Below are 26,719 nucleotides of genomic sequence, written 5' to 3' on the forward strand. Positions count from 1 at the left end.
GTCCTCCGGCTCATTGTTGGCGGGGAATCCCTTGGGCGACGAAAAAAAGAAGAAGCCTTACGACGATCCCTTCGATCACTTCATAAAGGACATGATAGATCTACTCAAGAGGATGGATGAGGACCTCTCAAGATTTGTCAATGGCGATGTATCCGGCTGGAGCGAGGATCTCCCATCAGGGGGGTTCGATGTGGGATATCCCTCCGACACGGGTGGTCTCGGTGGTGAGAGTGTTGAGGGGGGAGGTGCTCCTTTGGAGCTGGAGGAGCAGAGGGTTGATGTGATCGAGCTTGATGAGGAGATAATAATAGTCGCTGATGTCCCAGGCATAAGGAAGGAGGAAATCTCGGTCAGGGTGAAGGGAAGGGAGATCGCTATAAGGGCCGGTGACCTCCACAAGAGGTTCCAGCTTCCTATCGAGATAGATCCCAAGAGAACAAAGGCCACCTACAGGAATGGCATCCTAGAGGTGAGGATCTCCAAAAGGTAGATCCCTTGGCTCGCGTATCCTCCTCAACCCTCTTGGAGATCCTGGGTTACAACTATAGGACCTATTCAGAGGAAGAGGTCAAACCCGAGAGGATTGATCTCACTTTCGGGGACCTAGCCCCCTCCCTTAAATCCTACCCCGGTAAACCCTCGGAGATCGCTGAAATGAGGCTCTACTCGCACCAAGCCGAAGCTCTCAAGGCACTGGAGGAGGGTAAGAACGTCATCCTAATTTCCGGAACCGGTAGCGGTAAGACGGAGGCTTGGTTCTTCTACGCGGCTAAGGGCAAGCGGGCGCTGGCCATATACCCGACCCTAGCGTTAGCTAACGATCAGATAAGGAGGCTCGAGGAGTACTCCAAGGCGCTGGACATCAGCTCCCAGGTGATAGATGCGAGGAGGAGGACCATCCTGATCAAAGAGTTGGGAAGGAGCGGCTTACGGATCAAGATCTCGAGCGTCGATCTCCTGATAACGAATCCAGCTTTCCTCATGACGGATTTGAAGAGGATAGCCACGAAGGGATCCTACTTATCTGACTTCGTGAGAGGTATGGACCTATTGGTGGTGGACGAGCTCGATTTCTACGGACCTAGGGAGCTCGCCCTCGTAATCTCCATGATGAGGATAATTTCCCTTTTAGCGAAGAAATCCCCCCAGTTCGTGATCCTCACCGCGACACTGGGAAATCCAGAGGAACTTGCAGAGTGTTTGACGTCGATAAACGGTAGGGAGACCGTGATCATAAGGGGAAAGCCGTTCAGGGTGAGAAACGAGGTCTACCTCGTCCTAGGCAAGAACATGAAACGGATCTGGGAGGTCGTTCAGAGACATAGGGACGAGCTCCTCAGCCTTCCAATAGGTGAGGACCTGAGGGAAGCGATCACCGATTATGAGAGGTTTGAGAGGGATGTGTATCGAGTGGTTGAACTCCTAAGATCCGTCGGTGTTGAAGCTCCCCAGCCCGAGATCGATCCGGCTGAGGTGATATACCATTACGCTGAGGACGATGGGGTCACTCTGGTCTTCACTAGGGGTATAAGGTCTGCGGAAAGTCTGAAGAGGAGGCTCAAAACGGAATTTGGAATGGAGAATGTCGCCTCGCATCATCACCTAGTTTCTAAGGAGGAGAGGGAGGAGATAGAGGAAGCAGCTCGGAGGGGAGGGATCAAGGTCCTGATAAGCCCCAGAACGCTATCTCAGGGGTTGGACATCGGGACGGTGGTGAGGGTAGTCCACTTGGGCATGCCAGAGAGCGTCCGCGAATTCAAGCAGAGGGAGGGCAGGAAGGGCAGGAGGGAGGAGTTGGGTTGGACGGAGACAGTGATCTTTCCCATGCACAGATGGGACAAGGAGCTCCTTCTGAGGGGAGTGGAGGCCGTGGAGCAGTGGCTCCAGCTCCCCTTGGAGGTCGCCCTCGTCAACCCGAAGAACAAGTACTCCATACTATTCGAGGGGCTCTACAAGTTCGTCCATCCTAGGCTCCGGGATCAACTGAATCAGGAAGAGATAGATCTCCTCAAGGAGTTAGGGCTCGTTTCCCCATCAGGCCTCACCCAGCGTGGGAAGAGGGTCTGGGATAACCTTAACTTCTATGAGTTCGGGCCGCCCTACGGGTTCAAGCGAGCGCTGAGGGAGGGCGGTAATCTTCGGTACTTGGAGGACATAGGGCACTGCGACTTGGTCGAGAGATTTCAGCCGGGATCCATAGACTATAGCAACGATTCTGTGGTGGTTGACTTCCTCAGGAGGGGGAGGGTCATAACAGGGATAATAGAGGAGCCCCTGAACTACTCTACAATATACTCCTTCGATCCGCTCGCCTTCGTAATAGAGGAGTACGAGAGGACCAAGACGGAGTGGGGAGAGAGGGCGGACCTGATAGACGATTATTATAGAGGGAGGATCGGGAGTGAGGTGGTGTGCGTTGTGGATCCTCCCACCGACGGGTTCGGGGTGAAGACGAAGGTCCCTAACAGGGTCTACTGGAAGGTGACCTCCTCCAAGGTTAGGCCCATCCCCCTAGATGATAAGACCCTGTTCATAAGGGAGAGCAGGTCCCTTCCGGTCATGGGACCCACCGGAGGTGTTTATAGGGATTACACCTATGGGCTATCGATCGAGCTCGATCCCGGCGAGGATCTGACCTGGCTGAGGATAGGCCTAGCGACGCTCGTGCTGGTCATGAGGGTCTCGAAGGGGATACCCATAGATGCAATAGCCTACGAGGTAACGAACATCGGGGATAAGAAAATTTTGCTTCTCCACGAACCTGAATCAGCTGGTCTTCTCGAGCAGTTAGATTGGTCAGCGGTGCTCAAGGATGTGGAAAGGTTCCAGCCAGACGATCTATCTGAAGTTTTGATGATGCTGATAGATGATCAGGCCCATTACGAGCTAGTGGTCTCAGGGTTGAGATGGGATCTGGCCATTAAGTTCGCCAAGAGGGCGGTTAGCTATCTCCTGTTGAAGCAGAGGATACCTTTGATCCTAGAGGGAAGAGAGTTCCTCGTTCCGAAGCCGTCTAGGGCCCACAAGATCCTGACGATGGATTCTGTGGTTATGCCCCTCTCCGACGCGGTGACCCTCGGGGTTATAGCCGTGTTCGACGGTGAGAATGTGGGTATCCAGACGATAGCCAAGGAGTTCTTTGAAGGGCAGAGCTATGATCTATCTGAGTTGGAGAAAGCCGTTAACGATGGTTTCGCACTGATATGCTGGGACTTCGCTTCCCTCACTAGAGACCTCACCATGCTGGGACAGAAGACCCTAGTCTACGTGCTCCAAGGACTGAGATCCGAGGGAAAGGTAGTTGAGCTGAGACCGTTGGTGGAGGACTTCTTGGGAGTCTCGCCTGTCTCCCTAGAAGAGGTAGCGAAGGGTATGTGGGGGATAAAGCGGTCCCTAAAAGATGCTCTGGTTGAGGCCAAGAGGTCCATGAGTAAGATTGAGGAGAGAAGTGAGGTGGATTGGAGGAGATACACCAAGTACTTGAGGGAGAAGGTCAGGGAAATAGTGGAGGATAGAGTGAGGTCTCTCTACCTCACCTACTTGGCGCTGAGCGGTCAGTAGACGGGGACCATCCCGTCTATGAGCCTGTTGACGAACTCCCCTATGTTATCGAGTTCCGACGCAATGATCTCCTCTATCTGCCCCTTTATGTCCTCAAAGTTCGCCTCGGTGTACACCTCCGCCGCGGCCAGCGCTGGCTCATTTATCGGTTTTCCTATCCTGCTCAGTAGCCAGACGTAGACCTCCTGAACTTCTTCCACTTCCTTAACTATCTTCTTGGCTATTTCGTGGGTATATGCATTGTATATCTTACCCACATGACTGACGGGGTTCTTCCCGGCAGCTGCCTCCGAGCTCCTAGGTCTCATCAGGGGGATGACCCCGTTGACCCCGTTCCCCCTGCCGACCTGGCCAGAATCGCCTCCCTCGGCAGAAGTGCCTAGGACGGTTAAGTATACACCGTGTACTCCCCTGCCCTCCACATCTAGCGTGTTAATGTGAACATCAATCCTATCGAAGTAGTTCGTGAACCTCTCCTTCAGGAAGGAGTTGATCCTGTCCAAGACCTCCTGCTTACTTCTGAAGTACTCAGACTCGCTGGAGACGAACCTGTCCACGAAAGCGAGCGCTATGGTCAGGTCCAAGTGGTTGTTGTGCCGGCTCCCCATGACCTTTATATCCTCACCGGTCTCTTCAAATTCCTTCTTAAACTCCGGGGAGTTCAGATACTTCTCCAGCTCCAAGACCACCCTCTCAGTTTTGGAGAGTGGAGCGTAGCCCACAGCTGCTGATGTATCGTTGGCGCCCATTATCTCGGAGCCTCGCCTGAATATGTCTGTCAGCTCAGCACTCCCCTGTTTTAGCTCTATCTGGTAGCGGACATGCTCGTCTGGATCGACGAACCGGAGGTTCTCCCTTATCCAGCTCTTGGCTGCGCTCATGACGATCTTCTCCAAGTCTATGGACTCTCCCGCGTAGGAGACAGTGGCTCTGTCACCGAAGACGATCAGCATAGGTTCGATTACCTTGCCTCCACCGAACTGTGGCTCGGTAACACCTGCAGCCAATAGCGATTTATCCGCGTTGTAGTGGAGGATGCCACCGAACTTCTTGAGATACTCCTTGTTCAGCTCCAAAGCTACCCGCTCCATTATACCATCTGTGATCGTATCTGGATGGCCCTTACCCTTTCTCTCAACAATCTCAATGGGTTGCCTGTCCATAGGGAGCTTGTTACATTTGGAGACCTTCAGCATGAAATCACCTACTAAGGGCCAGATAAGAAATTGATAAATCTTCCATCGGCCAAATTACCCGAAAATGCTGATGCAGAGAGGAGGAGTGGAAGGGTAGGATCACCCCGAGAGGAGATCTAAGGCCCGATCCCCCTCCCCGGGATCATCCTCTCACCCCCCATTTCTCCTCCACAGTTATTAGCCAGAGCTTGTATTTAAGATTTTCGTTATATCTCGTAAATTTAGCAAAATAAAGACATGATAGATCGGTAAATTCGATTTATAATATGGATATCTGACTATTAAATTAAATTATTTTCAGAGAGTAAGCAGTACACCATTTCACCATCCATTCGGCCCATTTCCCTCGAAAAACTAAGCAAAGCTTATAGTTATGTGGGGAGGACTTGGAGCGTTCGATTATGGCGCTCCTAATAGTGACCACAACTGGACTCTGTAATCTAAAGTGCTCCTACTGCGGGGGCAGCTTCCCCCCACATCTGGTCCCCCCGAAGGAGCAATACGGACTAGAGGATCTGGTAGCCCTAGTCAAGAGCTTGGATGCGGATGTCGCTTTTTATGGCGGAGAGCCCTTGATCAACCCCGGACTGATCGAGAATGTCATGGATGCCCTAGGGCCTGGGAGGCGTTACATAATTCAAACCAATGGGACGCTCTTCGATAATCTGCCGGAGGATTATTGGTTGAGATTCGATGCCATACTTCTCTCCATAGATGGCAGAAGGGAGGTTAACGACCACTATAGGGGTAAAGGGAACTACGATACCGTGTTGAAAACAGCCAGGCGCTTGAGGGAGCTCGGGTATAGCGGTGACCTAATAGCCAGGATGACTGTCTGGGACCGCAGCGATATATACGAGGAGGTAACTCATTTGCTCGAGCTAGGTTTGTTTGACCATGTCCACTGGCAATTGAATGTTATATGGACCGAGCTGTGGGATTTCAGGAAATGGGCTGATGACTCATATCTTCCTGGAATAAGGAGGCTGGTCTCCCTCTGGGTTGAGAGGATGAGGCAGGGAGAGGTCCTAGGAATAGTCCCGTTTCTAGGGATAGCTAAAGTGGCCCTTTTCGGCGAGTGGAGGAGCCCTCCTTGCGGTGCAGGATCTGAGACCTTCACCCTACTCCCAGATGGGAGGATAGTGGCTTGTCCTATCGCTGTTGACTCCGAGTGGGCAGTTGTGGGAGATGTGAAGAGCGGTGTCTTGAGGAAGGTCCTCATAGGAGAACCCTGTACGAGCTGCAGCTACTTCAAGTACTGTGGAGGGAGATGCCTCTATACCTATATGGAGAGACATTGGGGTGAGAAGGGTTTCAGAGACGTGTGCTTCGTCACTAAAGCGACTATAGAAGAGATCTTGTCGAGAGTAGGTGAAATAAGATCTCTCATAGAGGAAGGCGTGGTGAAGCGAGAGGAGATATATTATCCTCCCTACGATAACACTACGGAGATAATCCCGTAAGGTGATCCTTTGAACTGGGACGATCTCTTGGTCGAGGCCTTCTCGAACAGGATCAGGGTTAGAATACTTAGACTTCTGTCTTCGACTAGAGGCGGTATGAACATAAGTAAGATAGCTAGGACGCTAAATGTATCGTACAGCTCGGCTGAGAGGAACCTTGAAGCGTTAAGATCGGTGGGAATATTGGAGGAGGTCAGGCTGGGGAGGGTTAGAATATATAGGCTATCGGGTAAGAGGGAGGTTAGAGCCGTACTGAGGTGCTTGATGCCCCATGAGCTGGAGGGCCTTCGAGAGGATAGCTGAGCGTTATGACAAGTGGTATGAGGAGAACGAGGACATCTATCTAGCTGAGCTCTCGTGCTTAAAGGACCTACTCAGAAAGGACGGTCCGTGCTTGGAGGTGGGCGTCGGAACGGGGAGATTCGCCGGACCCCTCCAGATAGATGTTGGATTGGATGCCGCTTATTCTCCCCTGCTGTTGGCGAAGGATAGGGGTTTAGAGGTCGTTCAGGGTAAGGCAGAGTCTCTTCCCTTCAGAGATTCATCGTTCTCCTGCGTTATCCTAGTGGTCACACTCTGCTTCCTAGAGGATAGGGAAATGGCGCTTAAGGAGATCGCTAGGGTGCTAAATAAGAGGGGTCTTCTTTACGTATGCGTGATCCCCTCGGAATCGCCGCTGGGAAAGCGGTACTCTGAGAAGAGGGGATCGGGATCCATATACTCTTACGCTAAGTTCGTCAGCAGAGAGGAGCTCCTCTCCCTCCTCAGAAGCAGAGGTTTCCTCCCCATGAGTGAGTGCCACACCTTAATAGAGGGAGGGGTTCCGAACTTCTTATGTTTGGAAGCAATCTACCCGGAAGGCTAGATCCTGAGAACACGTTCCTGCTAGTTATAGACATGCAAGAATCTTTTTCCAAGATAATAGTGGATTTTGACTCGATAGTCGACTCCATAACTTTGCTGGCTAGGATATCCAAGCTCCTAGGCATGCCCGTGGTGGGGACTGAACAGGCCCCAGATAAACTGGGCAGAACCGTTCGAGAGGTGGATGAGTTACTGGACGAGAAGATGGAAAAGACTTCCTTCGATGCGTTCAGGGATGAGAGAATCAGGGAGAGGTTAATCAGCTTGGGAAGGAGAAAAGTCCTGCTAACGGGCATAGAGGCCCATATATGCGTGCTTCAGACCGCATTGAGTGCGACATCCCATGGTCTAGAGGTCCACTTAGTCAATGACGCCACTGGATCGACGTTCCCTGAGGATAAGGAGGTTATCCTAGCTAGGTTGCTAAGGGAGGGGATCCACGTAACGACCTCTGAATCTGCGGTGTACGAGCTCTTAGGTAGCTCGGAACACTACAGGTTCAAGGAGGTGGTGCCTCTGGTGAAAGAGTACAGAAGTAGAAGGTGGAGAAAGATGAGGGGGGAGTAAATTCTACGAGGCTGGCCAGGGCCTCCTCCTCTTTCTTACAACGCTAGACCTGTCTCTCTTATTTCTCCTCATTGCTGGTCTTTTCACTGTCACCTTACGATATCTCTTAGCTTTCTCCTTGGACCTCTCAATGAATGCGTTACTCTTAGACTCCCTGTACGCCAAGTAACCGGCTCCTACTACTATCAAGGTACCCAAGCCCGCGGCGATCTCCAAGTTGCTGAAGTCGAAGCCGGCCCACGAGGCGGAGCTGACCCTTCCTTGGACTGAGGCCGTGACTCTTTTAGAGATCCAAGAGGACCAAGCACCTTTGTCATCCTTGACCCTGAACTTGACGGTGTAGTTACCGCTGGAGACATAGGTGTGGCTGATGAACCTGTGGGGTATGGAGTTCCCCTTTAACTCACCCTCGGTCTTCTTCCCGTCGCCGAAGTCCCATTCGTACGCGAGTACTTGACCATCTGGATCTATACCCATACCTTGGAACATGAAAGTGATGTTATCCCTAGTTCTCACCTCAACTATAGATGCCTGAGGGGGCTTGTTTCCCCTCACAGCCACACTGACCGTATAGGACGTGGAAGAAGCGCCTTTGGAATCCACTGCTCTCACTTTAACTGTGTAAGCCCCTTCCTTCTTGTAGGTATGGGACATTCTAGGGCCTCCGCTCTTTACAGTTCCATCTCCAAAGTTCCACTGAAATGTGAGCTTGTCCCCCTCGGGATCAGATGCAGTAACCCTGAACGTTACAGGAACCCCTATGGAAGGCTCTACTGGGGTGAATTCCACTTTAACTATAGTGGGTGGCTTGTTCTCAGGCTTCGGCTTGGTCTGAGACCGTATGTACACTTCCTCGGTAACCGGATCTGAGTAAGCACCTTTGTCGTCCTTCACCTTCACCTTAACGACGTATGTCCCTTCCTTAGAGTAAGAGTGCGTCACTCTAGTTAGATTGGCTCCCTCGGTCTTCTTCCCGTCGCCGAAGTCCCATTCGTACGCGACTACTTGACCATCTGGATCTATACCCTCTACTTCGAATACTACCTCCTTACCAGGTTGAGCTGGATTAGGGGAGATCCTCTTGAGCCTCACTATAGGCCTATAATTGGACTTCTTGATAGTAACGAGCTTAGTTTTGACACTGGACTCCTTGAGCCAGTCATCTATCACTTGGAGTTTGACCGTGTAGCTCCTATAATCGCTGTAGGTGTGTTTCACCACCATCTTGTAGGTTGAGTTCCCTGTCTTAGACCATCCACCAGTCTTCTTAACTATAGTTCCATCGCCGAAGTCCCAGATCCACTCCCTTAAGCCGCTGTCAGGATCCTCAACCACTCCTATCAGCTCCACCGTTCTCCCGTTGATCTTGTATACAGCTATTTCCACTACTTCAGGTGCCACATCGGTGGAGGAGTCTACGGCGGGGCATCCTGTGTCGGCCGAAACGGCGACTGTCATTAGCATGAGCACTAACAGGGCTAAGATAAGTGTTATTTCTGTTGCTCTCATCAGTTGATCCCCCCTAGTAGCCCTAAATAAAGGTTGATGCGAGCGAACCTCGGATTTACCCATGAAACCGTTTCATTTGTAATATTATATTAATACTCCGGTACTACCAACCTATATGGATGATATCTGCGATATTTTAATATAATTTTAACAAAAAAGAGAGGAAAATTCCATCCTGATCCCTACAGCCTCTCATCCAGAGGTATGTACTTGGCCTCCATCGGACCTATGTATAGGGCCCTCGGCCTTATCAGGACGTTCTCCTCCCAGTATTCGAACACATGACCTATCCATCCGGAGGTCCTAGAGATAGCGAATATAGGGGTGAATATATCTATGGGAATCCCCAGCATATGATATACCTGTCCAGAGTAGAAGTCCACGTTCGGGAATATGCCTTTCTTCCCGAGGAGCTCGATCATTACCTTTTCCACTTCCAGAGCAGTGTTGAACAGGTTCTCCTGGCCGGTTTCCTTTGCGAGCATCTCCGCATATCTCTTGAGTATCCTAGCCCTCGGATCATAAGCCTTGTATACCCTGTGCCCAAACCCCATTATCCTCTCCTTCCTCTCAAGCTTGGCCTTCACATAATCTCTAGCCCTTCTAGGATCTCCTATCTCCATCAGCATCTTCAATGCCTGCTCGTTGGCGCCCCCATGGAGCGGACCCTTGAGAGTCGATATGCCAGTTACCACTGCCGAGTATAGATCTGACAAGGTCGATGCGGTAACTAGACAAGCGAAGGTCGATGCATTAAATCCGTGATCCGCGTGCAATATGAGGGCCACATCCATGAGCTTAGCTTCAATATCCTTGGGCTCCCTCCCCCACATCATGTACAGGAAGTTCGCTGCGTGACCGAGATCGGTCCTAGGATGTACTACCTCCTTACCTTCCCTCATTCTATGGAAGTATGCCATTATAGTCGGCATCTTGGAGAGTATTCTCATAGCTATCCTCAGGTTCTCTGCCCTCTTCTCGTGTATATGCTGGCCCCATATTTTCGGCAGATCGGGATCGAAGGGGCCTAGGGCGGCCACTCCCGTCTTCAGGACATCCATCGGGTGGGAGCTCTTAGGAAGCTTTCTCAGGATCTCGATGATCTCTTCAGGTATCTCCCTCTCCTTGGAGAGGTTCTCCCTGAATTCATCCAGCTCCTTCCTATTGGGTAGCCTACCGAACCACAGTAGGTATGTGACCTCCTCAAAGGATGAGTACTCAGCTAGGTCCTCTATGGAATAGCCCCTGTAGATGAGCTTTCCCCTCTCACCGTCTATATAGCTGAGAGCTGTCTTAGCGACATAGATGCCCTTAAGACCTATGTATACAGGGGGAACCTCCGATGCCAAGCAGCACCACCATTAATGCTGGAGGCCCGTTTTCTTTTAATCATATGTGGGTGAGAACGGGAGGATAGGAGAACTTCAAATGATGGAAGGGGGAACTTCTCTGTGATAGGAGGTTATTACGCCTCGGTCAGGTGATCCTCTATCCTGTCTACTATCTCCTTGAATGCCTTGGACACCATATTCTCCGGATCGGCTAGTACTATAGGCATCCCCCTGTCCATGAATTCAACTACTTTCGGATCTATAGGTATCTCCCCCAAGAAAGGCACTTTCTCCTCCTCGGCGAGCCTCCTTCCACCACCCTCACCGAAGATCCTGATCTTTTCACCGCCGGGACATACGAAGTAGCTCATGTTCTCTACTATACCTAGGGGCTTGTACTCCATCTTCCTCACCATGTGAAGGGCCCTCCTCACATCCATTAAGGCGACCTCCTGAGGAGTAGTCACCAGAACGACGCCATGGAGGGGGATCAGCTGCATGACGCTAAGCGGCTCGTCTCCAGTACCGGGCGGCAAATCCACCACTAAATAGTCTAGGTCTCCCCAGTTGACGTTCTCTACGAACTCTTGAATTGCCTTAGCTTTGAGGGGTCCCCTCCATATGACAGGATCTCCATCCCTGACCATCAATCCTAAAGACATGACCTTCATCTTAAGGGGACCCTCCGCGGGAATGATCCCTTCGTTAGTGGCGTAAATAGGGACGTCTATGAGGCCTAATGCCTTTGGAACGTTAGGTCCGGTGAGATCGGTGTCCAATATGCCGACCGAATACCCCCTCTTAGCCAGTTCCGCTGCTATGTTAACGGATACGGTAGTCTTGCCGACGCCTCCCTTGCCACTCATGACGGCTATCCTTCTCCCTATCTTCTTGACATTCTCAGGTGGTTGTGGGATACCAGCGGCTCTAGGGGGGGTGAAGTGCGCCCTTATGTTGCTCATGATCGATCGATGCCACCTGATTAGACTTGGGTAAAAAAGTTACCTTAAGTAAACTCTCGCCGGGATGTAGGGGAGTACGTCTCTTCCCCTTCTCCTCAGGCCGAATGATATCAACTGACCGTGTTTCAGCGGATAATCCAGCACTTTGACCCATTTACCTCCTTCATAGACCCACACCCCTCCAGGAGACCCTCTATCGCTGATCCAATACTCGCCCCCTACCCTCACTATCTCTATCCATCCCCTAGGTGGGCCGGGAGGCAAGGATCTCCTAGATCCCACCTCCTGTAGATTTACATCCGCTCTTCCTGTTCCTCCCTGTCTCCTTATCCTTCCTATGGTTATCTTATCCCTTAGGGGTATGCCCCTCCCTTGAACAACTATCCTAGGTCCGGATTCGGAGGGAAGCTTCATCCCCATGAGGGCGAGCGACATATCTCTCGCGCTGCTGAACCTGTTCCTAGGATCGGGATCTAAGGCTCTACTCAAGACATATCTGAGATTCCCTGAGAGGTTCTTAGGGAGCTCTTCAGGTCTTATAGGTTCTCTAGGATCGATTCCGTAAACTAAAAAGATGATTAGAACCCCAACTGAGTATATGTCCGCTTCTGGGGATACCTCTCCCTCTAGAAATTCGGGAGCACTCCATCCTGGAGTACCTGCCACGGATCTCTTTCCCACAGCCCTAGCCACACCCAGATCTATGAGGACGGGATGCAGAGAACGTGGTAGGATTATGTTATCTGGCTTGACATCCCCATGAACCACGCCCAATGAATGCATCCTCTCCAGCGCGGAGAGGACGCCTAGGGATATCCTTATTGCATCATTCTGAGTGGCTCTTCTATCCCCATAGGCTTCACCTACCGTAGGGCCTGGGACATACTCCTCCACCAAGGCGGGTACCCTATCGATCCATTCGATGAAGGAGACTATATGTTCATGAGGTGAGGGGATGGATAGCTCCCTCAGGAGGGAGGCTTCCTCCTTGAGCAGAATCTTGGACATCTCGTCATCCTTAGGTAGCTTTACGACGACTAGCTCACCGTTAGTTCTAGCTAGAAGGATTTCAGCGAATCCTCCCCTCCCCAGTCTCTTTATCACGTGATAAGAACCATGGGATCCTTGGATCTTCATAGGGATGGGACACCCAAGTCCTCCGGTTCATTTGAGATGAATCTCAGCCTGACAACCTCGGCTACATCTATCACTGCTCCATTAACGAGCCTGACCGACTCCCCTCTGGTCAACCTCCTGCCATTCACCCAAGTGCCATTTAGGCTCCCTAAGTCCCTTATGAAGTATCCCTGCTGAGTTCCCCTTATCTCGAAGTGTCTCCTAGAGATGTAGTCGAGGTCCTCTTCTGGGACAAAGCCAGCGAAGTCCCTCCTTCCGAAGGTCCTTATTCCCGGGCCGAGCCTAGCAATAAACCCGTTGGGCCCTACCAGTTGCGCTCTCACTTCCCTGCTCCTAGGAGTGGGGGGAGGGGCTTCCATCAATTCCTCAGGTTTGGGCCTGCGAGGCTCTTTCCCTTCCTCGTAAACAGGCATACCCCTCTGATTAGGTGTCCTCCTACTAGGGGGCCTCATCTCCCCTCTTTCGAGCAGCTCTTCAAACTCTTCATCGATCTCGCCCTCCTCCACCTCTATCTCAGCGTATACCATCCTATTTATAGTGATTGACAGGAGTATGAGTCCCAGTATCGTCAATCCAAAGGGTAGGATCATCATATTCGAAAATAATGATAAAGGACCTATTAGAAGTAGCGCAGCTCCTACTCTGAGGTTACCGCTTCTCAAGATCACCCCTAACTTATAGAAGGCGTATACTATAGTTAGAAAAACCACTAAGCCAGTCAAGATGGACACTGCGAGTAGGGGATACTTTGAAGCGACTATAGAGAGGAATCCAGCTGAGCTTTCCCTCAAACCTCTAGTGAGAGAGGAGTACCCGTCCTTGAGGGAGATCAGGAGGAGAGCTAGGGAGGCTACGGTACCATATTTTACCACCCTACTCACTTTGCAGAACAGCTCTTCCAGTCCGAAGCACATCTCGATCCATCCCCTGTACATGAACAGTAGTGATGCCAAGATCAAGACGCCCGAGAGAGCCATAGCCACCACTGCCTCAGATAGGGCCGTTATGAACTGCTTGAAGCTGAGAGAGCTCAAGTCTCCGACTCCTGAGATCCCTAGGGATATCAAGGGTATTATAGTAGCTACCAAGGATAGGATAAGGGCGTTTCTCAGCAGCTTGAATCCTTTGGAAGGGTCTTCCATAGGAGATCAAGAGGTATGGAATCATTAAGTAAAAAAGCATTTAGTCTGGCCTCGGGTGCTGCGGGCTTGAAAGTGGACGTGGCGCTAATTCATGCACCTAGCGTCTATGACTTCAGGGACCGCTACCTCTACGCGACTGTCATAAGCGAAGTGGTGCCTTCCCTCTTCGTCTTCGACATGGTACCCTATGGTTTCCTTACGCTAGCCACCTACTTAAGCAGAAGGGGGTACAAAGTCGGGATATTCAATCTGGCCTCTAAGATGCTGAGAGACAGGGAGTTCAACGTAGAGAAATTCTTGAAGGACTTAGAGGCCGATGTCTATGGGATAGATCTCCACTGGCTTGTCCATGCGCATGGGGCCTTAGAGATAGCTAGGATATTAAAGAGATATCATCCAGGCAGCAAGGTCGTGTTGGGCGGTCTATCCTCTACATTCTTCAGAAGGGAAATCATGACCAGCTACAACACCGTGGATGCCATTCTACTCGGTGACAGCACTGAAGTACCTTTCCTCAAGTTCTTGGAGGAGGGTCCTTCAAGGGCACCTAACGTAATATGGAGAGATAACGGGAGGATCAGGGAGAACAAGCTCGGTTGGATCCCTGACAACTTAGACGAATTTATCGTAGATCACGGGGTCCTAGTGAAGAATTTGATGAGGTGTAGGGATCTCTCGCTGGGGATCCCCTTCTGCTCCTTCATAGAGGCGCCTATCGCGGGGATCATTACCGTCAAGGGATGCTCGTTCGATTGTGTTACATGTGGCGGTTCAAAGTTCACCTACTCTAGGTTCTTTCGGAGGGACAGGCTGGCGCTGAAGTCTCCTAGGGCGATAGCTGACGAGGTAGAAGGAATAGCGAACCTTTCCTCCATGCCAATATTCTTTGTCGGAGATCTCAGGTACGGAGATAGGGTCGAGGAGGTATCTAAGCTCCTCAAGGAGTTAGAATTGGAAAACGAACTGATATTCGAGTTCTTCTCTCCCCCACCGAAGAGAGTGTTAGAGCAGTTGAGGAGGACTTCCCATAAGGTTTACCTTCAGATATCGCCTGAGAGTCCTCTGGAAGAAGTTAGAAGGGCGTTTGGAAGACCTTACAGCAATGAGCAGCTGGAAAAGATGGTTAGGTATGTGGAGGAGCTGGGATTCGAGAGGTTAGATCTGTACTTCATGATGGGTCTTCCGAGGCAAACCCCGGATCAGGCCCACCTAGTGGCCTCCTACTTCCTCAAATTGAGGGAAATCTCGAGCAAGGTGGACGCATTCGTCTCACCCCTAGCACCCTTCGTGGATCCGGGCAGCAGGGCCTTCGTCAACCCCGAGGTGCACGGATATGAGATCCTATTCAGAGACCTAGAGAGTTACCGGAGGGCATTAACCTCCTATCACTGGAAGTACTCGCTGAACTACCGGACCGCTTGGATGGATCGACAGGATGTAGTATCTTCATCCCTGACCGCGTATGAGGAATTGAACAGAGCTAAGCTCGAGGCGGGACTCATAGATGAGAGGGCGTATGAATTGGCAAAGAGGAGGGTTCAGTTGGACAGAGAGGTCTTGAAATATGTCGAAATGGGGCTTTCGCTGGATAAAATGAAGGAATCCATCGAGGAAGTGGCGATAAAGCTGGACGCTGAGGTGAAGAAATCCCTCTCACTCTACCCCACTAGGGACCTCGTTCACTGCATCAAGAACCCGTTGCTGAGGGGAGTAGTCAGTTTCCTTACTCGTTGAAGCTATAGAAATCTCCCTATCAGCTCTCCTGGGATCGAACAGCACGCATGGACTATATCAAGCCCTAGGCTGGGATGGGGGTTTGCTATCCTATCCACCAGACCCTTCAAAGCACTGTCCAACCTCTTCTTCATCCAAGGGGGTCTCATGCACCCGAGGCTGACCTTCGAGGATCTGCTGAGCACACGAGTTACCCCGACCACCCTGTCCAGTGAGGGAGGATCGTGTCCCTCGAAGGGGGTGTCTGGGGTGGGTATGAAAACCAGTACAACTGATCTCCTTATTCCGAGTTCCCTGATTATGTTAGCTGCATCCTCGAACCATTTCTCTCGGGAGCCAGGCAGTCCCACGGTGATGTGGGGAACCACCTCTATAGACGATTCAACTAGAAGCTCCATGCCCCTCACGAAGTCTTCAGGTGTGAGTTTGAGCGACTTTGCCGTTCTTATGGCCTCTTCGTCCAAGATCAACTCGTAGTCGGCCAAGTCCACCCGAGCCGTGGAGAGCAGCTTGGCCTCCTCCTCACCAACCACTCCGGTGTGAACGCTGATGAAGAATCCCATCCCCTTAAGTTCTCGGATAGCCGATGCGAATGGTCTTAGCGGCAGTTTTCCGTCAGTCCCCAAACCACCGCTTATCAAGATACCCTCTATTCCCTTCTTTCTCAAGCTGCGACCCAGCCGGACTAATTCGACCGGGGAAGTAGCTGGCACCATCCCCCTGAGCCATTTTCCACGGCACATTGGGCAATTCAGGGGACAATGGTGTCCAGTTATGCTCACCTCAGCGAACTTTCCCGTAGGAATGAACCCTAAGGTCTTCAACGGCAGTCATCACCTCTTCCCTAACCTTCTCCCAGTCCTCCTTCAGCAGGTCCATGCTGGGGAAGTTGTATATCGGGCCTTTAGGGCTCTCGTTGTAAAAGGGCCTGTTGCAGGAGGGACATCCGCTAGTCAGGAAAGCCTCCCTGTACTCGTCGGGATCGTAAGACTTGATCTCCTCGATGGGGATCCCCTCGCTCAGGAAGTGCCGTATAACTTGAAGCTGCCTGTAATACCTGATATCTGGCTTAGGGTGGGATTCCATGGGTGTTCCGGGAACGGGGGTGAACGAGAAGAGAGCTACCTCAGCCCCCATCCCATATAGAGAGGACATGATATGTATAGCCTCCTCGAGGGATTCCCCCATCCCGGCTATCAGGTGAACGTGTACCCTTCCCCTGCCGAATATATTGATGGCGTTCTCAATGAACTTGATGTACGAGTTCCATGATCCGGGCTTATTCACTCTACGGAATACCATTGGGGACATGGCATCGAGCCCAATTCCTATCCTCTCAGCGTACCTCCTCAGGCGCTGCAGTACATCTCGATGCACGGGATTTATGGAGATGGAGACAGGACCCCTGAACAGCGATGCTAGGCTCTCTACTTCGGATGGAAATCCCCTTCTAAGAGTTGATTGGATGCATATCCTCTCGAAGAGTCCTTGGCCCCTGACCACGCTATCCACGTCAACTAGCGGCCATCTCAGCCTAGCCAATCTGGCCTCCTCGATCCATTGAGGGCAGAAGGCGCACTTGCCCAAACACCCGCCTGGGAGCAGTAGATAAGCCGTTTTAGGAGCTGCAGCCATCTTCATGTGAAGGAGCCCGAGTCTCACTAGAGTCCCTACCGAAGCCCTTACAGTGCTGGAATCCCCCGCCAAACCTGTGTGGAGCCGCACGGGATTCATATACATTAAAACCTTTTAATTTTCAGCTGCTGTGAATCCCGGTGGTCGAATGAAGGGTGGTTGGACTGGCAAGATACTCAGGGTGGACCTCACCCGGGGAAAGACTGTGGTACAGGATCTGGACCCTAAAGTTGCCGTAGATTTTCTCGGTGGAAGGGGCCTCGCCATAAAGACGCTCTGGGAGGAGCTTCCACCTGGCGTGGATCCCCTCTCCCCAGAAAACCTGCTCATATTTGCTACCGGGCCCCTCACTGGACTGACGCTCCCGAGCAGCGGGAAGATGGTCATAGCTGCCAAGTCCCCCCTAACAGGAGGCTACGGGGACGGTAATATAGGCACTAAGGCTTCAGTTCAGCTGAAAAAGGCAGGTTATGACGCAATTATCGTCTCGGGGAAGGCTGAGGAGCCGTCCATGATAGTAATTGAGGACGACAGGGTGGAGATAAAGTCGGCTAAGGACCTGTGGGGGCTGGACACCTACAAGGCTCAGGACGAGTTAGAGTCCCAGTATGGTAAGAATGCTGGGATCCTAGTGATAGGGCCCGCCGGGGAGAACCTAGTAAAGATATCCGTGGTCACCTCGGAGAAAGGGAGGGCTGGCGGAAGGCCTGGAATGGGTGCGGTCATGGGTTCAAAGAATCTGAAGGCCTTGGTAGTGAAGGGGAGCAGAGAGATACCCCTCGATAATCCGAAGGAGGTTCTCAGGCTGGGGGCTGAGGCCTACAAGGATGTGAAGTCCAAGGACAACTACGATTTCTGGGTGCGGCAGGGAACCATGTTCACCGTGGAATGGGCCAACGAGAACAGCGCGCTCCCCACCTACAACTTCAGTGAGGGGGTATTCGATGGGTTTGACAAGATAGGAGGTAACGCCATGGAGAAAATATACAAAGTCGCCCAAAAGGGCTGCCCCAACTGTAACATGCCCTGCGGTAACATAACTGAGATAAAGGAAGGCCCGTATCAGGGAAGGAGGACTGAGGTTGACTACGAGAACATAGCAATGAACGGTTCTAACTTGGGAATCGACAACATGAGCTGGGTAATGACTCTGAATCTCTTCTCTGATGAGACCGGTCTGGACGCCATAAGCATGGGCTCGGCCTTGGCGTTCGCGACCGAGGCGGTCCAGAGGGGTATACTGAGTAAAGAGGAGGTTGGCGTAGACCTAGAGTGGGGCAACGCCCCTGCCATGCTGGAACTGGCCAAGAAGATCGTGGATAAGGAGGGATTCGGTGCTGTGCTGGCTGAGGGGGTGGCTTACGCTGCCTCCAAGCTAGGAAACGGTGCTGAGAAGTTCGCGATGCACGTTAAGGGGCTGGAGACTAGTGCATACGACTGCCACGCATACATAGGGATGGCCCTAGCCTATGGAACGAGCCCCATAGGAGCCCATCATAAAGACGCGTGGTTCATCTCGATAGAAGTCAGGGAGGGCAGAGGAGTAGCCAGCAGGGAGAGGGTGGAGAAGCTCGTCTGGATGCAGAACGTGAGGGGAGGATTCTTCGAGAGCGCTGTGGCCTGCAGATTGCCATGGATCGAGCTCGGCTTCGATCTTGAATGGTACACCAAGTTCCTGAAGGCCGCTACTGGACTGGAGTACACTTGGGACGACCTCTACAGGATCTCCAACAGGATCTACTCGCTGATAAGGGCCTTCTGGATAAGGGAGAAGGGTGGTTGGAGCAGGACCATGGACTATCCACCAGCGAAGTGGTTCGAGGAGCCTCTGACCAAAGGACCGCTTGCAGGCACCAAGCTTGACAGGGACTCTTACGACAAGATGCTCTCATGGTACTACGAGCTCAGGGGATGGGACATCAACGGCGTCCCGAGAAAGGGCACGCTCAGGTCCTTAGGATTGGAGAGCGTCATACCTCAGCTGGAGAAAGTGGCGAGCCTCTCGGAGTAAGGAGGGCCCTCATGAGACTCAAGCTGCTGGGAAAGCCGAGGGAGCTCATGGGCAAGGAGGTAGAGCTGAACCTAGGCAGGACCACGCTGAGGAAGGTGCTTGAAGCTCTTCCAGAGGAAGTAAGGGAGCTCGTGACTGATGGCGAGAGGTTCAAGATGATAGTCCTGATCAATGGGGTATCCGCGGAGTCAAAGGGCGGGCTGGATGCGAAGGTGGGGCCTGAGGACGAGATCACCATAATGCCCGAGGTGGGAGGGGGTTAACTAGAACACCTTAGATACCTTGGCAATGGACGAGTATAGGGTCCCAAAGATCATGGGAGGCCACCCGTTCCCCTCCACTTTTATCGGCTCTATTTTTCCTTCATCCAACCTGGAAACCAACGTCCTGACCTTTCCTATCTCTCTAGGCCAGTGGGCATCACTTCCCCCTATACCCGGTATGCCGTGCCGTTTAGCGAACTCCTCGGCCTTCCTGTTATTCCAAGAGGGAGTCCTTCCATTCATCACCTCTATGTAGTCTATCTTTTCCAGGATATCCAAGACCGCATTTCCCAAGGCCCCCCTCATCTTCCTGTCAAAGGGGTGAGGCACCACCACCAGACCTCCCTGCTCTTTTATTCTATCCACGGTTTCCGAGGCGTCCATGCCTTTGGGTATTCTCTCGTTTATGAAGAGCCCTATGACATCGCCCTGTACCGTCTTCACCTCCTCCCCCGGGATGATAGTCAGATCCACACTCAGCCTCCTGACCTCTTCTAGCACCTCTTGGGCCCCTATCACCTCATTGTGATCGGTTATTGCTATGGCGCTCAGTCCCTTCCTCACAGCCAATTTCACCACATCCCTAGGAGAGGCCATCGAGTCCCGGGATCGCCTAGTGTGCACATGAAAGTCCACCCACATAGGGATCCCTCACAGTGAGTATTCCATTCCCTCTGCCTTACCTTTGACCTCGGGCTGCGGCTGGGGTAGCGGCGGCAAGGGTGGAGGCACACCCACCGATCTACACAGCATAACCGCCTCCGCGAAGCCCGCCGCGTATACAGCTTGGACCACAGGCTGAGGCATCTTACCGTTCCCTATATCCCTCAGCATCCTCTCTATCTCGTCTTTCTTGCCGGTTATGATGACCCTGCCCTCCACAGTTATTCTGGCCACGGAGGGTTGGTAGCTCACATCTATGAGGAACCTACCTTTGGCCCTCTCCTTGGATCCCTCCATCTTCCCTAGGTTCATGTTAACGGAGATCTGTAGGTTAGGCGGCAGCGGATCCTCTGGCTCCACGTATCTCTCGGCCTGAACCCTCATTACCCTCACGGCTATGTTCATGGTGATCATCTCGGCCTTCCCGCACCCCCTTTTAACCGTACCCCTAGGGAGTGAAAGTTTTTCGTATTCAGGTCGCCAGCTCCCCAGGTGATGACATGAAGGTGAGGAAGAGAAGCACCGGGACCGAGGAGGAGTTCCTTCCCGTAAAGATAGTTGCGGCCGCAATTAAGGCCGGAGCTTCCGTTAAGTTGGCTGATGAGGTTGCCAAGGCGGTGCAGGAGAAATTCAAGGGTAAAGAGGTAGTGGATAGCTCAGAGATCAGGGAATTCGTGCTTAACTACCTCAAGGAGAGAGAGCCCTCCGCCTACGAGAACTGGCTCAGGTTTGACAGTCGGGTGAAGGGCATCTCCTCCTAACACCTTTTTCGGGGGGTTCGGGGATAGACCTGAGGGAGCTAGTTGACCTCACCCTGAAAATAAAGGAGAGGGCTCTTCCCTTCATAGGAGCTGACAGGGAATATTCCTACGTTAGCGCTGGAGGGGACACCGCTAGAGCAGTGGACGAGGCCGCGCAGGAGGCTCTCTCTGCATGGTTAGAGGAGAGGGAAAGATATCCGAGCATACTCAGCGAGGAGAGCGGACTTATCGAGGGACAAGAGAGGGGAATCGTCCTCATCGATCCCGTGGACGGTAGTTCCAATGCAGACAGGGGAATTCCTTTCGCCTGCGTCTCCGTGGCCTATTCCTCCTCCTACTCTCTGAAGGATCTCGAGATGGCGGTTATACTAGACCTGTTCAGGGGAGACCTCTATCACGCCATCAAGGGAGGAGGTGCCTTCAAGAACGGGAACAGGGTGAGAGTGAGAGACTTCAGGGGTACACCAGTTATCTACTCACCTTGTCAAAGGAACAACTCGGTAACCAAGGAGAGGCTGGGATTCAAGCATATAGCGAGGAGGGATTTGGGATCTGTGGCCTTGGGCTTAGCTCTGGTGGCAGAGGGTAGGATAGACGCACTCATCGATCTCAGAGGGGACTTGAGAATAGTGGATCTGGCCGCTGGCCTTCTGATGGTTAGGGAGGCAGGAGGAACCGTTTTGGTGAACAAACACCGAATAGAGGGTCTGAGTAGGGAGTACTCCATCGTAGCCGGGATCCGTGAGGTCGTCAGGAGAGTAGAGATAGAGGGCATGATAGAGCTGTGATGGAGCCCCGGGGGGGTCTCGAACCCCCGACCTGCCGCTTACAAGGCGGCCGCTCTGCCAACTGAGCTACCGGGGCCAAACATGAGAGATGGCTCACCTTATATAAGTTTTAGAGGGAGGCTCAGAGGTCCTCTCCTTCCTTCCCCAGCTCGAATTCGTCATGCAATGCCCTCACAGCCTCTTCTCCATCGGTTTCATCGACCACGAACGATATATTGACCTCGGAGGATCCCTGAGCTATCATCTTCACGTTTATGCCCCTCGCGGAGACTGCTCCGAAGACACGGGAGGCAACACCGGGGGTGCCCCTCATCCCGGATCCTATGGCAGCCACTACGGAGCACCCCCTATCCAAGAGGACCTCTTTGAATATGGGCCCCAAGAGCCTAGCCTCCATTATACCCCTCGCCCTCTCAGCCTCTTCTGCCTCCAAGACTATCGAGATGTCCGACTCTGAGATGCTCTGGGAGATCATGAGCACATTGATCCCATTATCCCCCAAGAGTGAGAACAGCCGACCGGCCGTTCCGGGACGCCCGATCATCCCGACGCCCCTGACCGTTATTATGGATACTCCTCTCCTCAGACCCACGGCCTTAACCACTTCCCTGCTCCTCACCTCCCTGCTGGAAATGAGGGTGCCTGGGGACTTCATGTTACGGAAGTTCCTTATCCTCACAGGGGTGGAGGTCGCCATAGCTGGCTCCAAGAACCTAGGGTGCATCCTCTTAGCACCGAAGTACGCTAGCTCTATGGCCTCTCTGTAGGAGACCTGCTTGATCAGGCGGGCGTCCTCAACTATCCTCGGGTCGGCGGTAAGCAGACCGTCCACATTAGTCCATAGCCAAACCTCCCTAGACCCTAAAGAGGATCCGAGGAGGACCGCAGTCAGATCACTCCCTCCTCGCCCTAACGTCGTGACTCTACCCTCTTGGGAGAGACCAGAGAAGCCAGCCACAACGGGCAGTGTGTCTTCGAGAAGTGGGAGGAGCCTGCTCCTCACGTAAACGCGAGTGGCTTTGAGGAGCGGATTAGCCTCGCCATGAGAGTCATCCGTGACTATGCCAGCCTCTCCTCCCGTTAGGAACCTAGATTTAACGCCCTCCTTCTGGAGCAGCTCGGACAGAATGCTTCCAGACAGGTTCTCTCCCATAGAAGCTATTAGATCTTTCAGTCTGGGTGTGATCTCCCCAATATAAGTTATCCCGATCACTATCTTCTCAAGCCTCTCCAACTCCTTCCTGACAGCTTGACAAGTCAGTCCTAAGTCTCCACATATACTCAGGTGCTTCTCACTCAAGGATTGTAGCTCTTTCGTGACCGCAAGCTCGTCTCCTAACGCAGCTAGCTCACCTATCTTGAGTAGATGGTCAGTGACCCCCTTAATGGCGGAGATTACAGCTACTACCCTCTCCTCCTCCAGCGAACCCTTCAGATAATCCGCTATGGATCGGAGATCCCCAGCCCCCTCAAGTATGGACCCTCCGAACTTCATTATGAGCAAGGCTCGACACCTCCCAGGTACATCTTCAGTTCCACCAGATCCCTCATCAGGGCAGCGGCGGTTTCCCTCCCGCCCGCTCCCTTGCCTATCAAGGTGTGCCTCCCGGATATCTCTGCGATGAAAGAGACGGCATTTAGGGCACCTGGAACCACCAGCGGATCCCTCCTATCGATCTCCTCCGGTTGGACCCTGAGGCCAGATTCATCGGCTGTGGCTATCAACCTGACGGTCTTTCCTCTGGAGAGCATATCCTCCGTTATCTCCACATCCCTGATGCCACGGACGGACACATCCTTCAACGTCACGCCTAGATCCATGGCCCAGTTCGAGAGTATAACTAGTTTGGCGGCGGAATCCCACCCATCCACATCGTTACTCGGATCTGCCTCGGCGTATCCCTTCTCTTGAGCCTCTCTCAGCGCCTCTCGGAACGATATTCCGTCCTCCATCCGGTTGAGTATGTAGTTCGTGGTTCCGTTGATCACTCCCCTTATCGATACTATCTTCTCACCGGACAGGCACTTCCCAACGAATCTGAGGAAGGGCGTACCTCCCCCAACCGTCCCGCTGAAGAGAAGTCTGAGACCCTTGTGTTGAAACATCTCCACTAGTGCGGGCATTTCTAGGGCTAGAGGGCCCTTGTTTGCTGTTATAACGTGTTTATCGGTCTGCAGTGCCGCCCTGAGGTGTGAGATCCCTGGTTCTCCTGTCCTGAAGTTGGATGGTGTGACATCGATGACGACCTCCGCTTCCACCTCCCTCACCAAGTCCATACCTCGAACCTCATAGGGAAAGCCGTGCAGAGTTCCTTTGGACCTCTTATGATTCAAGAGCCTCCGCACATCCAACCCCCTAGGATTGTATACCATCGACTTGGAGTCCGCCGCTGCCACCACCATAGGATGGAGGCCGTATTTCCGGTAGAGATCCGCCTTTTCAAGCTCAAGCAGCTCTAAGAATGCTTGTCCCACGACTCCCATACCCATCAGGATTATACGCATCTCTTCCACACGAGGAAGCATACAAAAAGTTTGACTGTATATAGGCCTTTGTCCATGAGGACGCTTAGGAACCGTGACGACCATTCCACTGGGGAAAAAGAGATATATGTGTCATGTGGGGTATGGTTCGGGTGATGCTTTGCTCTCTGGAATGGCGGGCTTGACCCTTAAGCTAATGCAGTTCGGGCCGATAGGGTGGACTGAGCTCCTGATAATAATAGTGATCGCTCTACTTCTCTTCGGGCCCAGAAGGCTCCCGGAGCTGGCTAGATCCATGGGAGAGGCCATAAACGAATTCAGGAAGGCCAGCAGCGGAGTGACCTCCAAGGAGGAGAAGGAGGAGAAGACCAAGAAGAGCAGCAGTGAGATCAGAGAGCTTGCCTTGAGCCTAGGGATAGAAGTAGCTGGCAAGACTGACGAGGAGCTAATGGAGGAGATAAAGGCCCTAGCAGCTAAGAAGAAGGGGTCGGAGGAGTAACCCCTCATCCACCTTTTCGCTGCATTTCTCAACTTTCAGCTTTTCCTGTGCATTTTCTTGGCCAGTAGATAGGAGAGCACGTATAGCGCTAGGAACGGGATAGCCAGCGCTATCATGGAGACTGGGGTGGGATCTGGAGTTATTACGGCGGTCACAACCATTATCACGAACACCACGTACCTCCAGTTCTTCTTCAGGGTGTCTGGGGTTATTATGTCCAAGTAAGATGCCAAGGCGACCACTAGAGGGAAGGTAAACGATAGCCCGGTAGTGAGCATCCCCACTATGGCGAATGAGTAGAATTCCTTGACGGAGAATATGAGCTTAACCCCGCCCAAGAGGTAAAGCCAAGAGAGGAAGAAGAACGTCAATGGGAGGATGACGAAATACGCGTACACGACACCCAAAGCGAACAGCAGGAAGAAGAGGAGTGAAAACGGAACGAGCACCTTCTTTTCTCTCTCTTCGAGGGCCGGCTCCAAGTACTCGTATATCTGCTTAGCCACGTAAGGAGATGCCATAACTAAACCCATCAGGAGGGAGAGCTGGAGAATTACCTCTATGGAATCAAGCCAGCTATGGGCTATGAGTTCAACAGGAAGCTCCTTTATACCGAAAAAGGAGGCTATAGGCTCCACTACTGGGTTATGGACGTTGGTGAGATCCTCCTGCATTTTCTTCATTACGTAGAACACTAGAGGAGTGTACCCATCCCACTTCCACTCCACCAGCTGAGAGGGGATAACGACTACGATACCCGAGGTTACTATGAGGGCTATTAACACCCTCCTCAATCTCTCAAGCAGCTCGATGATGTGTTCCTGCAGCGGCGCCTCCTTATCCTCCGCCAAAGTGCATCCTCCCGGATGTGGGCGAAAGCTAATTTATAGATTACACACCCTTCCCCCCGATGACCCGCATCTTCAAGAGGCTAACTCCCGTGGGGCAGGCGCTTGCTACCTATCTAAACTACCTTCACCCAACCTCACCCGAGGAGGTCGCTCTGAATGAGGCAGGGAATCGGGTTCTAGCAGAAGATGTGATCTCTCCCATTGACATTCCCCCCTTCCATAGGGCCGCTTTCGATGGATACGCGGTCAGATCATCCGACACTTTCGGCGCGACGGCATCCAATCCGGTTGTGCTGAAGGTTGTTGGGAGGCTCGGGCCCGGAGACGAGTCGGAAGTGAGTATAAGAGAGGGAGAGGCAGTGGAAATAGCCACTGGCTCGTACCTACCTAATGGGGCTGATGCCGTAGTACCGCTTGAGTTCTCGAAGGGATCGGGGGATCATGTCGAGATAATAAGGCAGGTTCCCCCCGGTGCGAACGTCGACAGGAAGGGCAGCGATGTGTCGAGGGGAGATACCGTTCTGAGGAGGGGCACGGTCATAGGTCCGTTCGAGATGCTCCTCTTGGCCTCCCTGAACATTACCGAAGTGAGGGTGTTCAAGAAGCCCACGGTCTCGATAATCAGTACGGGAAGCGAGCTTGTGGAGCTTGGATCCCCTCTCGGTAAGGGTAGAATAGTCAACTCCAACAGGTATGCCCTAGAGTCTATGATCTCGGATCTAGCCGTTCCTCGATACTTGGGTATAGCTAAGGACGATGAAGGGGAGCTAAGGGAAATGGTAGAGAGGGGAATGGATGGAGATCTAATAGTCACGATAGCCGGTACAAGCGTCGGAGAGAGGGATCTAGTCCCCAAGATCGTGGGGTCCTTGGGTGGGGAGATAGTGTTCCACGGATTGAGCATAATGCCGGGAAAGCCCACTCTCCTAGCTATGATCGACGGAACCCCGTTGGTAGGGCTTCCGGGGAGCCCTGTTGCGGCCATGGTCGCGGCCATGGAGGTGCTCCTCCCGGTATTGGCGAGGCTTTCAGGTGTGGAAGGGGTTCTCCAGTGGCCGAGGGTTAGGGCTCGTCTGGACAGGAGGATAGCTTCGAGACCTGGCGTCAGACATTACGTGAGGGTCAAGCTCAGGCGGGAGAGTGATGCCTTACTAGCTACGCCCGTGAGGGTCGGTGGCTCGGGAATAATTTCCTCGCTTACCCAAGCCGATGGATTCGTGGTGGTCCCAGAGGATGTGGAGGGATATGAGGCTGGCAGTGAGGTTGATGTGCTCGTTTACAGGAGGTGGCTCAAGTTA

26 protein-coding genes and 1 tRNA gene are annotated in these 26,719 nt (G+C 52.6%); 13 read left to right on the forward strand and 14 right to left on the reverse strand.

The features are described from left to right. Positions 1-31 precede the first annotated feature (31 nt). Positions 32-490, forward strand: a complete 459-nt coding sequence (locus QI197_01710) for an Hsp20/alpha crystallin family protein (GenBank protein MDK2372076.1) — start codon at positions 32-34, stop codon at positions 488-490. 5 nt (positions 491-495) lie between these two features. After that, on the forward strand, positions 496-3,561 hold the full coding sequence (locus QI197_01715; protein MDK2372077.1) for a DEAD/DEAH box helicase: 3,066 nt from the start codon (positions 496-498) through the stop codon (positions 3,559-3,561). Here QI197_01715 and QI197_01720 read toward each other — a convergent pair. After that, positions 3,555-4,757, reverse strand: a complete 1,203-nt coding sequence (locus QI197_01720; protein ID MDK2372078.1) for a methionine adenosyltransferase — start codon at positions 4,755-4,757, stop codon at positions 3,555-3,557. The genes QI197_01715 and QI197_01720 overlap by 7 nt on opposite strands. Positions 4,758-5,143: 386 nt before the next feature. On the opposite strand from QI197_01720, the gene QI197_01725 reads away from it, so the two are divergent. Genes QI197_01725 through QI197_01740 form a run of 4 tightly spaced genes read left to right on the forward strand, consistent with a single transcriptional unit; the run spans position 5,144 to position 7,651 of the window. Further along, positions 5,144-6,220: a TIGR04084 family radical SAM/SPASM domain-containing protein gene (locus QI197_01725; protein MDK2372079.1), complete on the forward strand. Its 1,077-nt coding sequence runs from the start codon at positions 5,144-5,146 to the stop codon at positions 6,218-6,220. A 9-nt stretch (positions 6,221-6,229) separates the two neighbouring features. Then, positions 6,230-6,523 (forward strand): winged helix-turn-helix domain-containing protein, encoded by a 294-nt coding sequence (locus QI197_01730; GenBank protein ID MDK2372080.1) that lies wholly within the window; start codon positions 6,230-6,232, stop codon positions 6,521-6,523. Continuing rightward, positions 6,492-7,085: a class I SAM-dependent methyltransferase gene (locus QI197_01735; protein ID MDK2372081.1), complete on the forward strand. Its 594-nt coding sequence runs from the start codon at positions 6,492-6,494 to the stop codon at positions 7,083-7,085. Before QI197_01730 ends, QI197_01735 begins: the two co-directional genes overlap by 32 nt. Continuing rightward, on the forward strand, positions 7,055-7,651 hold the full coding sequence (locus QI197_01740; GenBank protein MDK2372082.1) for an isochorismatase family protein: 597 nt from the start codon (positions 7,055-7,057) through the stop codon (positions 7,649-7,651). The genes QI197_01735 and QI197_01740 overlap by 31 nt, the downstream gene beginning before the upstream one ends. A gap of 3 nt (positions 7,652-7,654) precedes the next feature. Here the strand turns inward: QI197_01740 and QI197_01745 are convergent, their stop codons facing one another. The 5 genes from QI197_01745 to QI197_01765 all read right to left on the reverse strand — a co-directional run bounded on the left by QI197_01745 (position 7,655) and on the right by QI197_01765 (position 13,732). Continuing rightward, positions 7,655-9,160 (reverse strand): PKD domain-containing protein, encoded by a 1,506-nt coding sequence (locus QI197_01745; GenBank protein ID MDK2372083.1) that lies wholly within the window; start codon positions 9,158-9,160, stop codon positions 7,655-7,657. Positions 9,161-9,342: 182 nt separating this feature from the next. Beyond that, complete coding sequence (locus tag QI197_01750) at positions 9,343-10,509, reverse strand: citrate/2-methylcitrate synthase (GenBank protein ID MDK2372084.1); 1,167 nt, start codon at positions 10,507-10,509, stop codon at positions 9,343-9,345. A gap of 116 nt (positions 10,510-10,625) precedes the next feature. Then, entirely contained in the window at positions 10,626-11,453 is an 828-nt protein-coding gene (locus QI197_01755) for an Mrp/NBP35 family ATP-binding protein (GenBank protein MDK2372085.1), read from the reverse strand. A gap of 39 nt (positions 11,454-11,492) precedes the next feature. Then, positions 11,493-12,590 carry an FHA domain-containing serine/threonine-protein kinase gene (locus QI197_01760; GenBank protein ID MDK2372086.1) on the reverse strand — a complete coding sequence of 366 codons (1,098 nt, stop codon included), beginning with the start codon at positions 12,588-12,590 and terminating at the stop codon, positions 11,493-11,495. Further along, positions 12,587-13,732, reverse strand: a complete 1,146-nt coding sequence (locus QI197_01765; GenBank protein MDK2372087.1) for an FHA domain-containing protein — start codon at positions 13,730-13,732, stop codon at positions 12,587-12,589. The genes QI197_01760 and QI197_01765 overlap by 4 nt, the downstream gene beginning before the upstream one ends. Positions 13,733-13,804: 72 nt before the next feature. Here QI197_01765 and QI197_01770 point away from each other — a divergent pair, with 72 nt between their 5' ends. Further along, entirely contained in the window at positions 13,805-15,466 is a 1,662-nt protein-coding gene (locus tag QI197_01770) for a TIGR04190 family B12-binding domain/radical SAM domain protein (protein MDK2372088.1), read from the forward strand. A gap of 2 nt (positions 15,467-15,468) precedes the next feature. Here QI197_01770 and QI197_01775 read toward each other — a convergent pair whose 3' ends face one another. Together QI197_01775 and QI197_01780 are read right to left on the reverse strand one after the other, a co-directional pair. Then, positions 15,469-16,248, reverse strand: a complete 780-nt coding sequence (locus QI197_01775) for a radical SAM protein (protein MDK2372089.1) — start codon at positions 16,246-16,248, stop codon at positions 15,469-15,471. Between the two features lies 1 nt (position 16,249). Beyond that, complete coding sequence (locus QI197_01780) at positions 16,250-17,128, reverse strand: radical SAM protein (protein MDK2372090.1); 879 nt, start codon at positions 17,126-17,128, stop codon at positions 16,250-16,252. A 121-nt stretch (positions 17,129-17,249) separates the two neighbouring features. On the opposite strand from QI197_01780, the gene QI197_01785 reads away from it, so the two are divergent. Further along, a complete protein-coding gene (locus QI197_01785) occupies positions 17,250-19,112 on the forward strand; it encodes an aldehyde ferredoxin oxidoreductase family protein (GenBank protein MDK2372091.1) in 1,863 nt (620 codons plus the stop codon). 11 nt (positions 19,113-19,123) lie between these two features. Continuing rightward, positions 19,124-19,375 (forward strand): MoaD/ThiS family protein, encoded by a 252-nt coding sequence (locus QI197_01790; protein ID MDK2372092.1) that lies wholly within the window; start codon positions 19,124-19,126, stop codon positions 19,373-19,375. Here the strand turns inward: QI197_01790 and QI197_01795 are convergent, their stop codons facing one another. Both QI197_01795 and QI197_01800 read right to left on the reverse strand, forming a co-directional pair. After that, the gene (locus QI197_01795; protein ID MDK2372093.1) at positions 19,376-20,017 is read right to left on the reverse strand and encodes a PHP domain-containing protein; all 642 of its coding nucleotides are present in this window, start codon (positions 20,015-20,017) and stop codon (positions 19,376-19,378) included. It abuts the gene before it with no gap. Between the two features lie 9 nt (positions 20,018-20,026). Next, on the reverse strand, positions 20,027-20,443 hold the full coding sequence (locus QI197_01800; protein ID MDK2372094.1) for a hypothetical protein: 417 nt from the start codon (positions 20,441-20,443) through the stop codon (positions 20,027-20,029). A gap of 95 nt (positions 20,444-20,538) precedes the next feature. On the opposite strand from QI197_01800, the gene QI197_01805 reads away from it, so the two are divergent. Both QI197_01805 and QI197_01810 read left to right on the forward strand, forming a co-directional pair. Continuing rightward, positions 20,539-20,799 (forward strand): ATP cone domain-containing protein, encoded by a 261-nt coding sequence (locus QI197_01805; GenBank protein ID MDK2372095.1) that lies wholly within the window; start codon positions 20,539-20,541, stop codon positions 20,797-20,799. Between the two features lie 83 nt (positions 20,800-20,882). Further along, complete coding sequence (locus QI197_01810; GenBank protein MDK2372096.1) at positions 20,883-21,587, forward strand: inositol monophosphatase family protein; 705 nt, start codon at positions 20,883-20,885, stop codon at positions 21,585-21,587. On the opposite strand, the gene QI197_01815 is transcribed toward QI197_01810, so the two are convergent. The 3 genes from QI197_01815 to QI197_01825 form a co-directional block, all read right to left on the reverse strand. Then, positions 21,588-21,663, reverse strand: a tRNA-Thr gene (locus QI197_01815). Between the two features lie 45 nt (positions 21,664-21,708). Continuing rightward, positions 21,709-23,082: an aspartate kinase, monofunctional class gene (locus tag QI197_01820; GenBank protein ID MDK2372097.1), complete on the reverse strand. Its 1,374-nt coding sequence runs from the start codon at positions 23,080-23,082 to the stop codon at positions 21,709-21,711. Then, a complete protein-coding gene (locus QI197_01825; protein MDK2372098.1) occupies positions 23,082-24,092 on the reverse strand; it encodes a homoserine dehydrogenase in 1,011 nt (336 codons plus the stop codon). Before QI197_01825 ends, QI197_01820 begins: the two co-directional genes overlap by 1 nt. 139 nt (positions 24,093-24,231) lie before the next feature. Between QI197_01825 and QI197_01830 the strand changes: the two genes are divergently transcribed. Beyond that, complete coding sequence (locus tag QI197_01830; GenBank protein MDK2372099.1) at positions 24,232-24,570, forward strand: twin-arginine translocase TatA/TatE family subunit; 339 nt, start codon at positions 24,232-24,234, stop codon at positions 24,568-24,570. Positions 24,571-24,605: 35 nt separating this feature from the next. Here QI197_01830 and QI197_01835 read toward each other — a convergent pair whose 3' ends face one another. Continuing rightward, on the reverse strand, positions 24,606-25,421 hold the full coding sequence (locus QI197_01835) for a twin-arginine translocase subunit TatC (protein ID MDK2372100.1): 816 nt from the start codon (positions 25,419-25,421) through the stop codon (positions 24,606-24,608). Positions 25,422-25,480: 59 nt separating this feature from the next. On the opposite strand from QI197_01835, the gene QI197_01840 reads away from it, so the two are divergent. Beyond that, the coding region (locus QI197_01840; protein MDK2372101.1) for a molybdopterin molybdotransferase MoeA at positions 25,481-26,719 on the forward strand (1,239 nt) is incomplete at its 3' end.

The sequence above is a fragment of the Thermoproteota archaeon genome, from assembly GCA_030130125.1.
Classification (GTDB): domain Archaea; phylum Korarchaeota; class Korarchaeia; order Korarchaeales; family Korarchaeaceae; genus Korarchaeum.

Bases quoted from the DNA above. Each gene is read 5' to 3' on its own strand.
- QI197_01755 (MDK2372085.1), bottom strand. From the start codon at position 11,453: ATGAGCAACATAAGGGCGCACTTCACCCCCCCTAGAGCCGCTGGTATC.
- QI197_01765 (MDK2372087.1), bottom strand. From the start codon at position 13,732: ATGGAAGACCCTTCCAAAGGATTCAAGCTGCTGAGAAACGCCCTTATC.
- QI197_01820 (MDK2372097.1), bottom strand. From the start codon at position 23,082: ATGAAGTTCGGAGGGTCCATACTTGAGGGGGCTGGGGATCTCCGATCC.
- QI197_01720 (MDK2372078.1), bottom strand. From the start codon at position 4,757: ATGCTGAAGGTCTCCAAATGTAACAAGCTCCCTATGGACAGGCAACCC.
- QI197_01760 (MDK2372086.1), bottom strand. From the start codon at position 12,590: ATGAAGATCCAAGGATCCCATGGTTCTTATCACGTGATAAAGAGACTG.
- QI197_01800 (MDK2372094.1), bottom strand. From the start codon at position 20,443: ATGAACATAGCCGTGAGGGTAATGAGGGTTCAGGCCGAGAGATACGTG.
- QI197_01745 (MDK2372083.1), bottom strand. From the start codon at position 9,160: ATGAGAGCAACAGAAATAACACTTATCTTAGCCCTGTTAGTGCTCATG.
- QI197_01825 (MDK2372098.1), bottom strand. From the start codon at position 24,092: ATGCGTATAATCCTGATGGGTATGGGAGTCGTGGGACAAGCATTCTTA.
- QI197_01735 (MDK2372081.1), top strand. From the start codon at position 6,492: ATGAGCTGGAGGGCCTTCGAGAGGATAGCTGAGCGTTATGACAAGTGG.
- QI197_01790 (MDK2372092.1), top strand. From the start codon at position 19,124: ATGAGACTCAAGCTGCTGGGAAAGCCGAGGGAGCTCATGGGCAAGGAG.
- QI197_01740 (MDK2372082.1), top strand. From the start codon at position 7,055: ATGTTTGGAAGCAATCTACCCGGAAGGCTAGATCCTGAGAACACGTTC.
- QI197_01785 (MDK2372091.1), top strand. From the start codon at position 17,250: ATGAAGGGTGGTTGGACTGGCAAGATACTCAGGGTGGACCTCACCCGG.
- QI197_01805 (MDK2372095.1), top strand. From the start codon at position 20,539: ATGAAGGTGAGGAAGAGAAGCACCGGGACCGAGGAGGAGTTCCTTCCC.
- QI197_01795 (MDK2372093.1), bottom strand. From the start codon at position 20,017: ATGTGGGTGGACTTTCATGTGCACACTAGGCGATCCCGGGACTCGATG.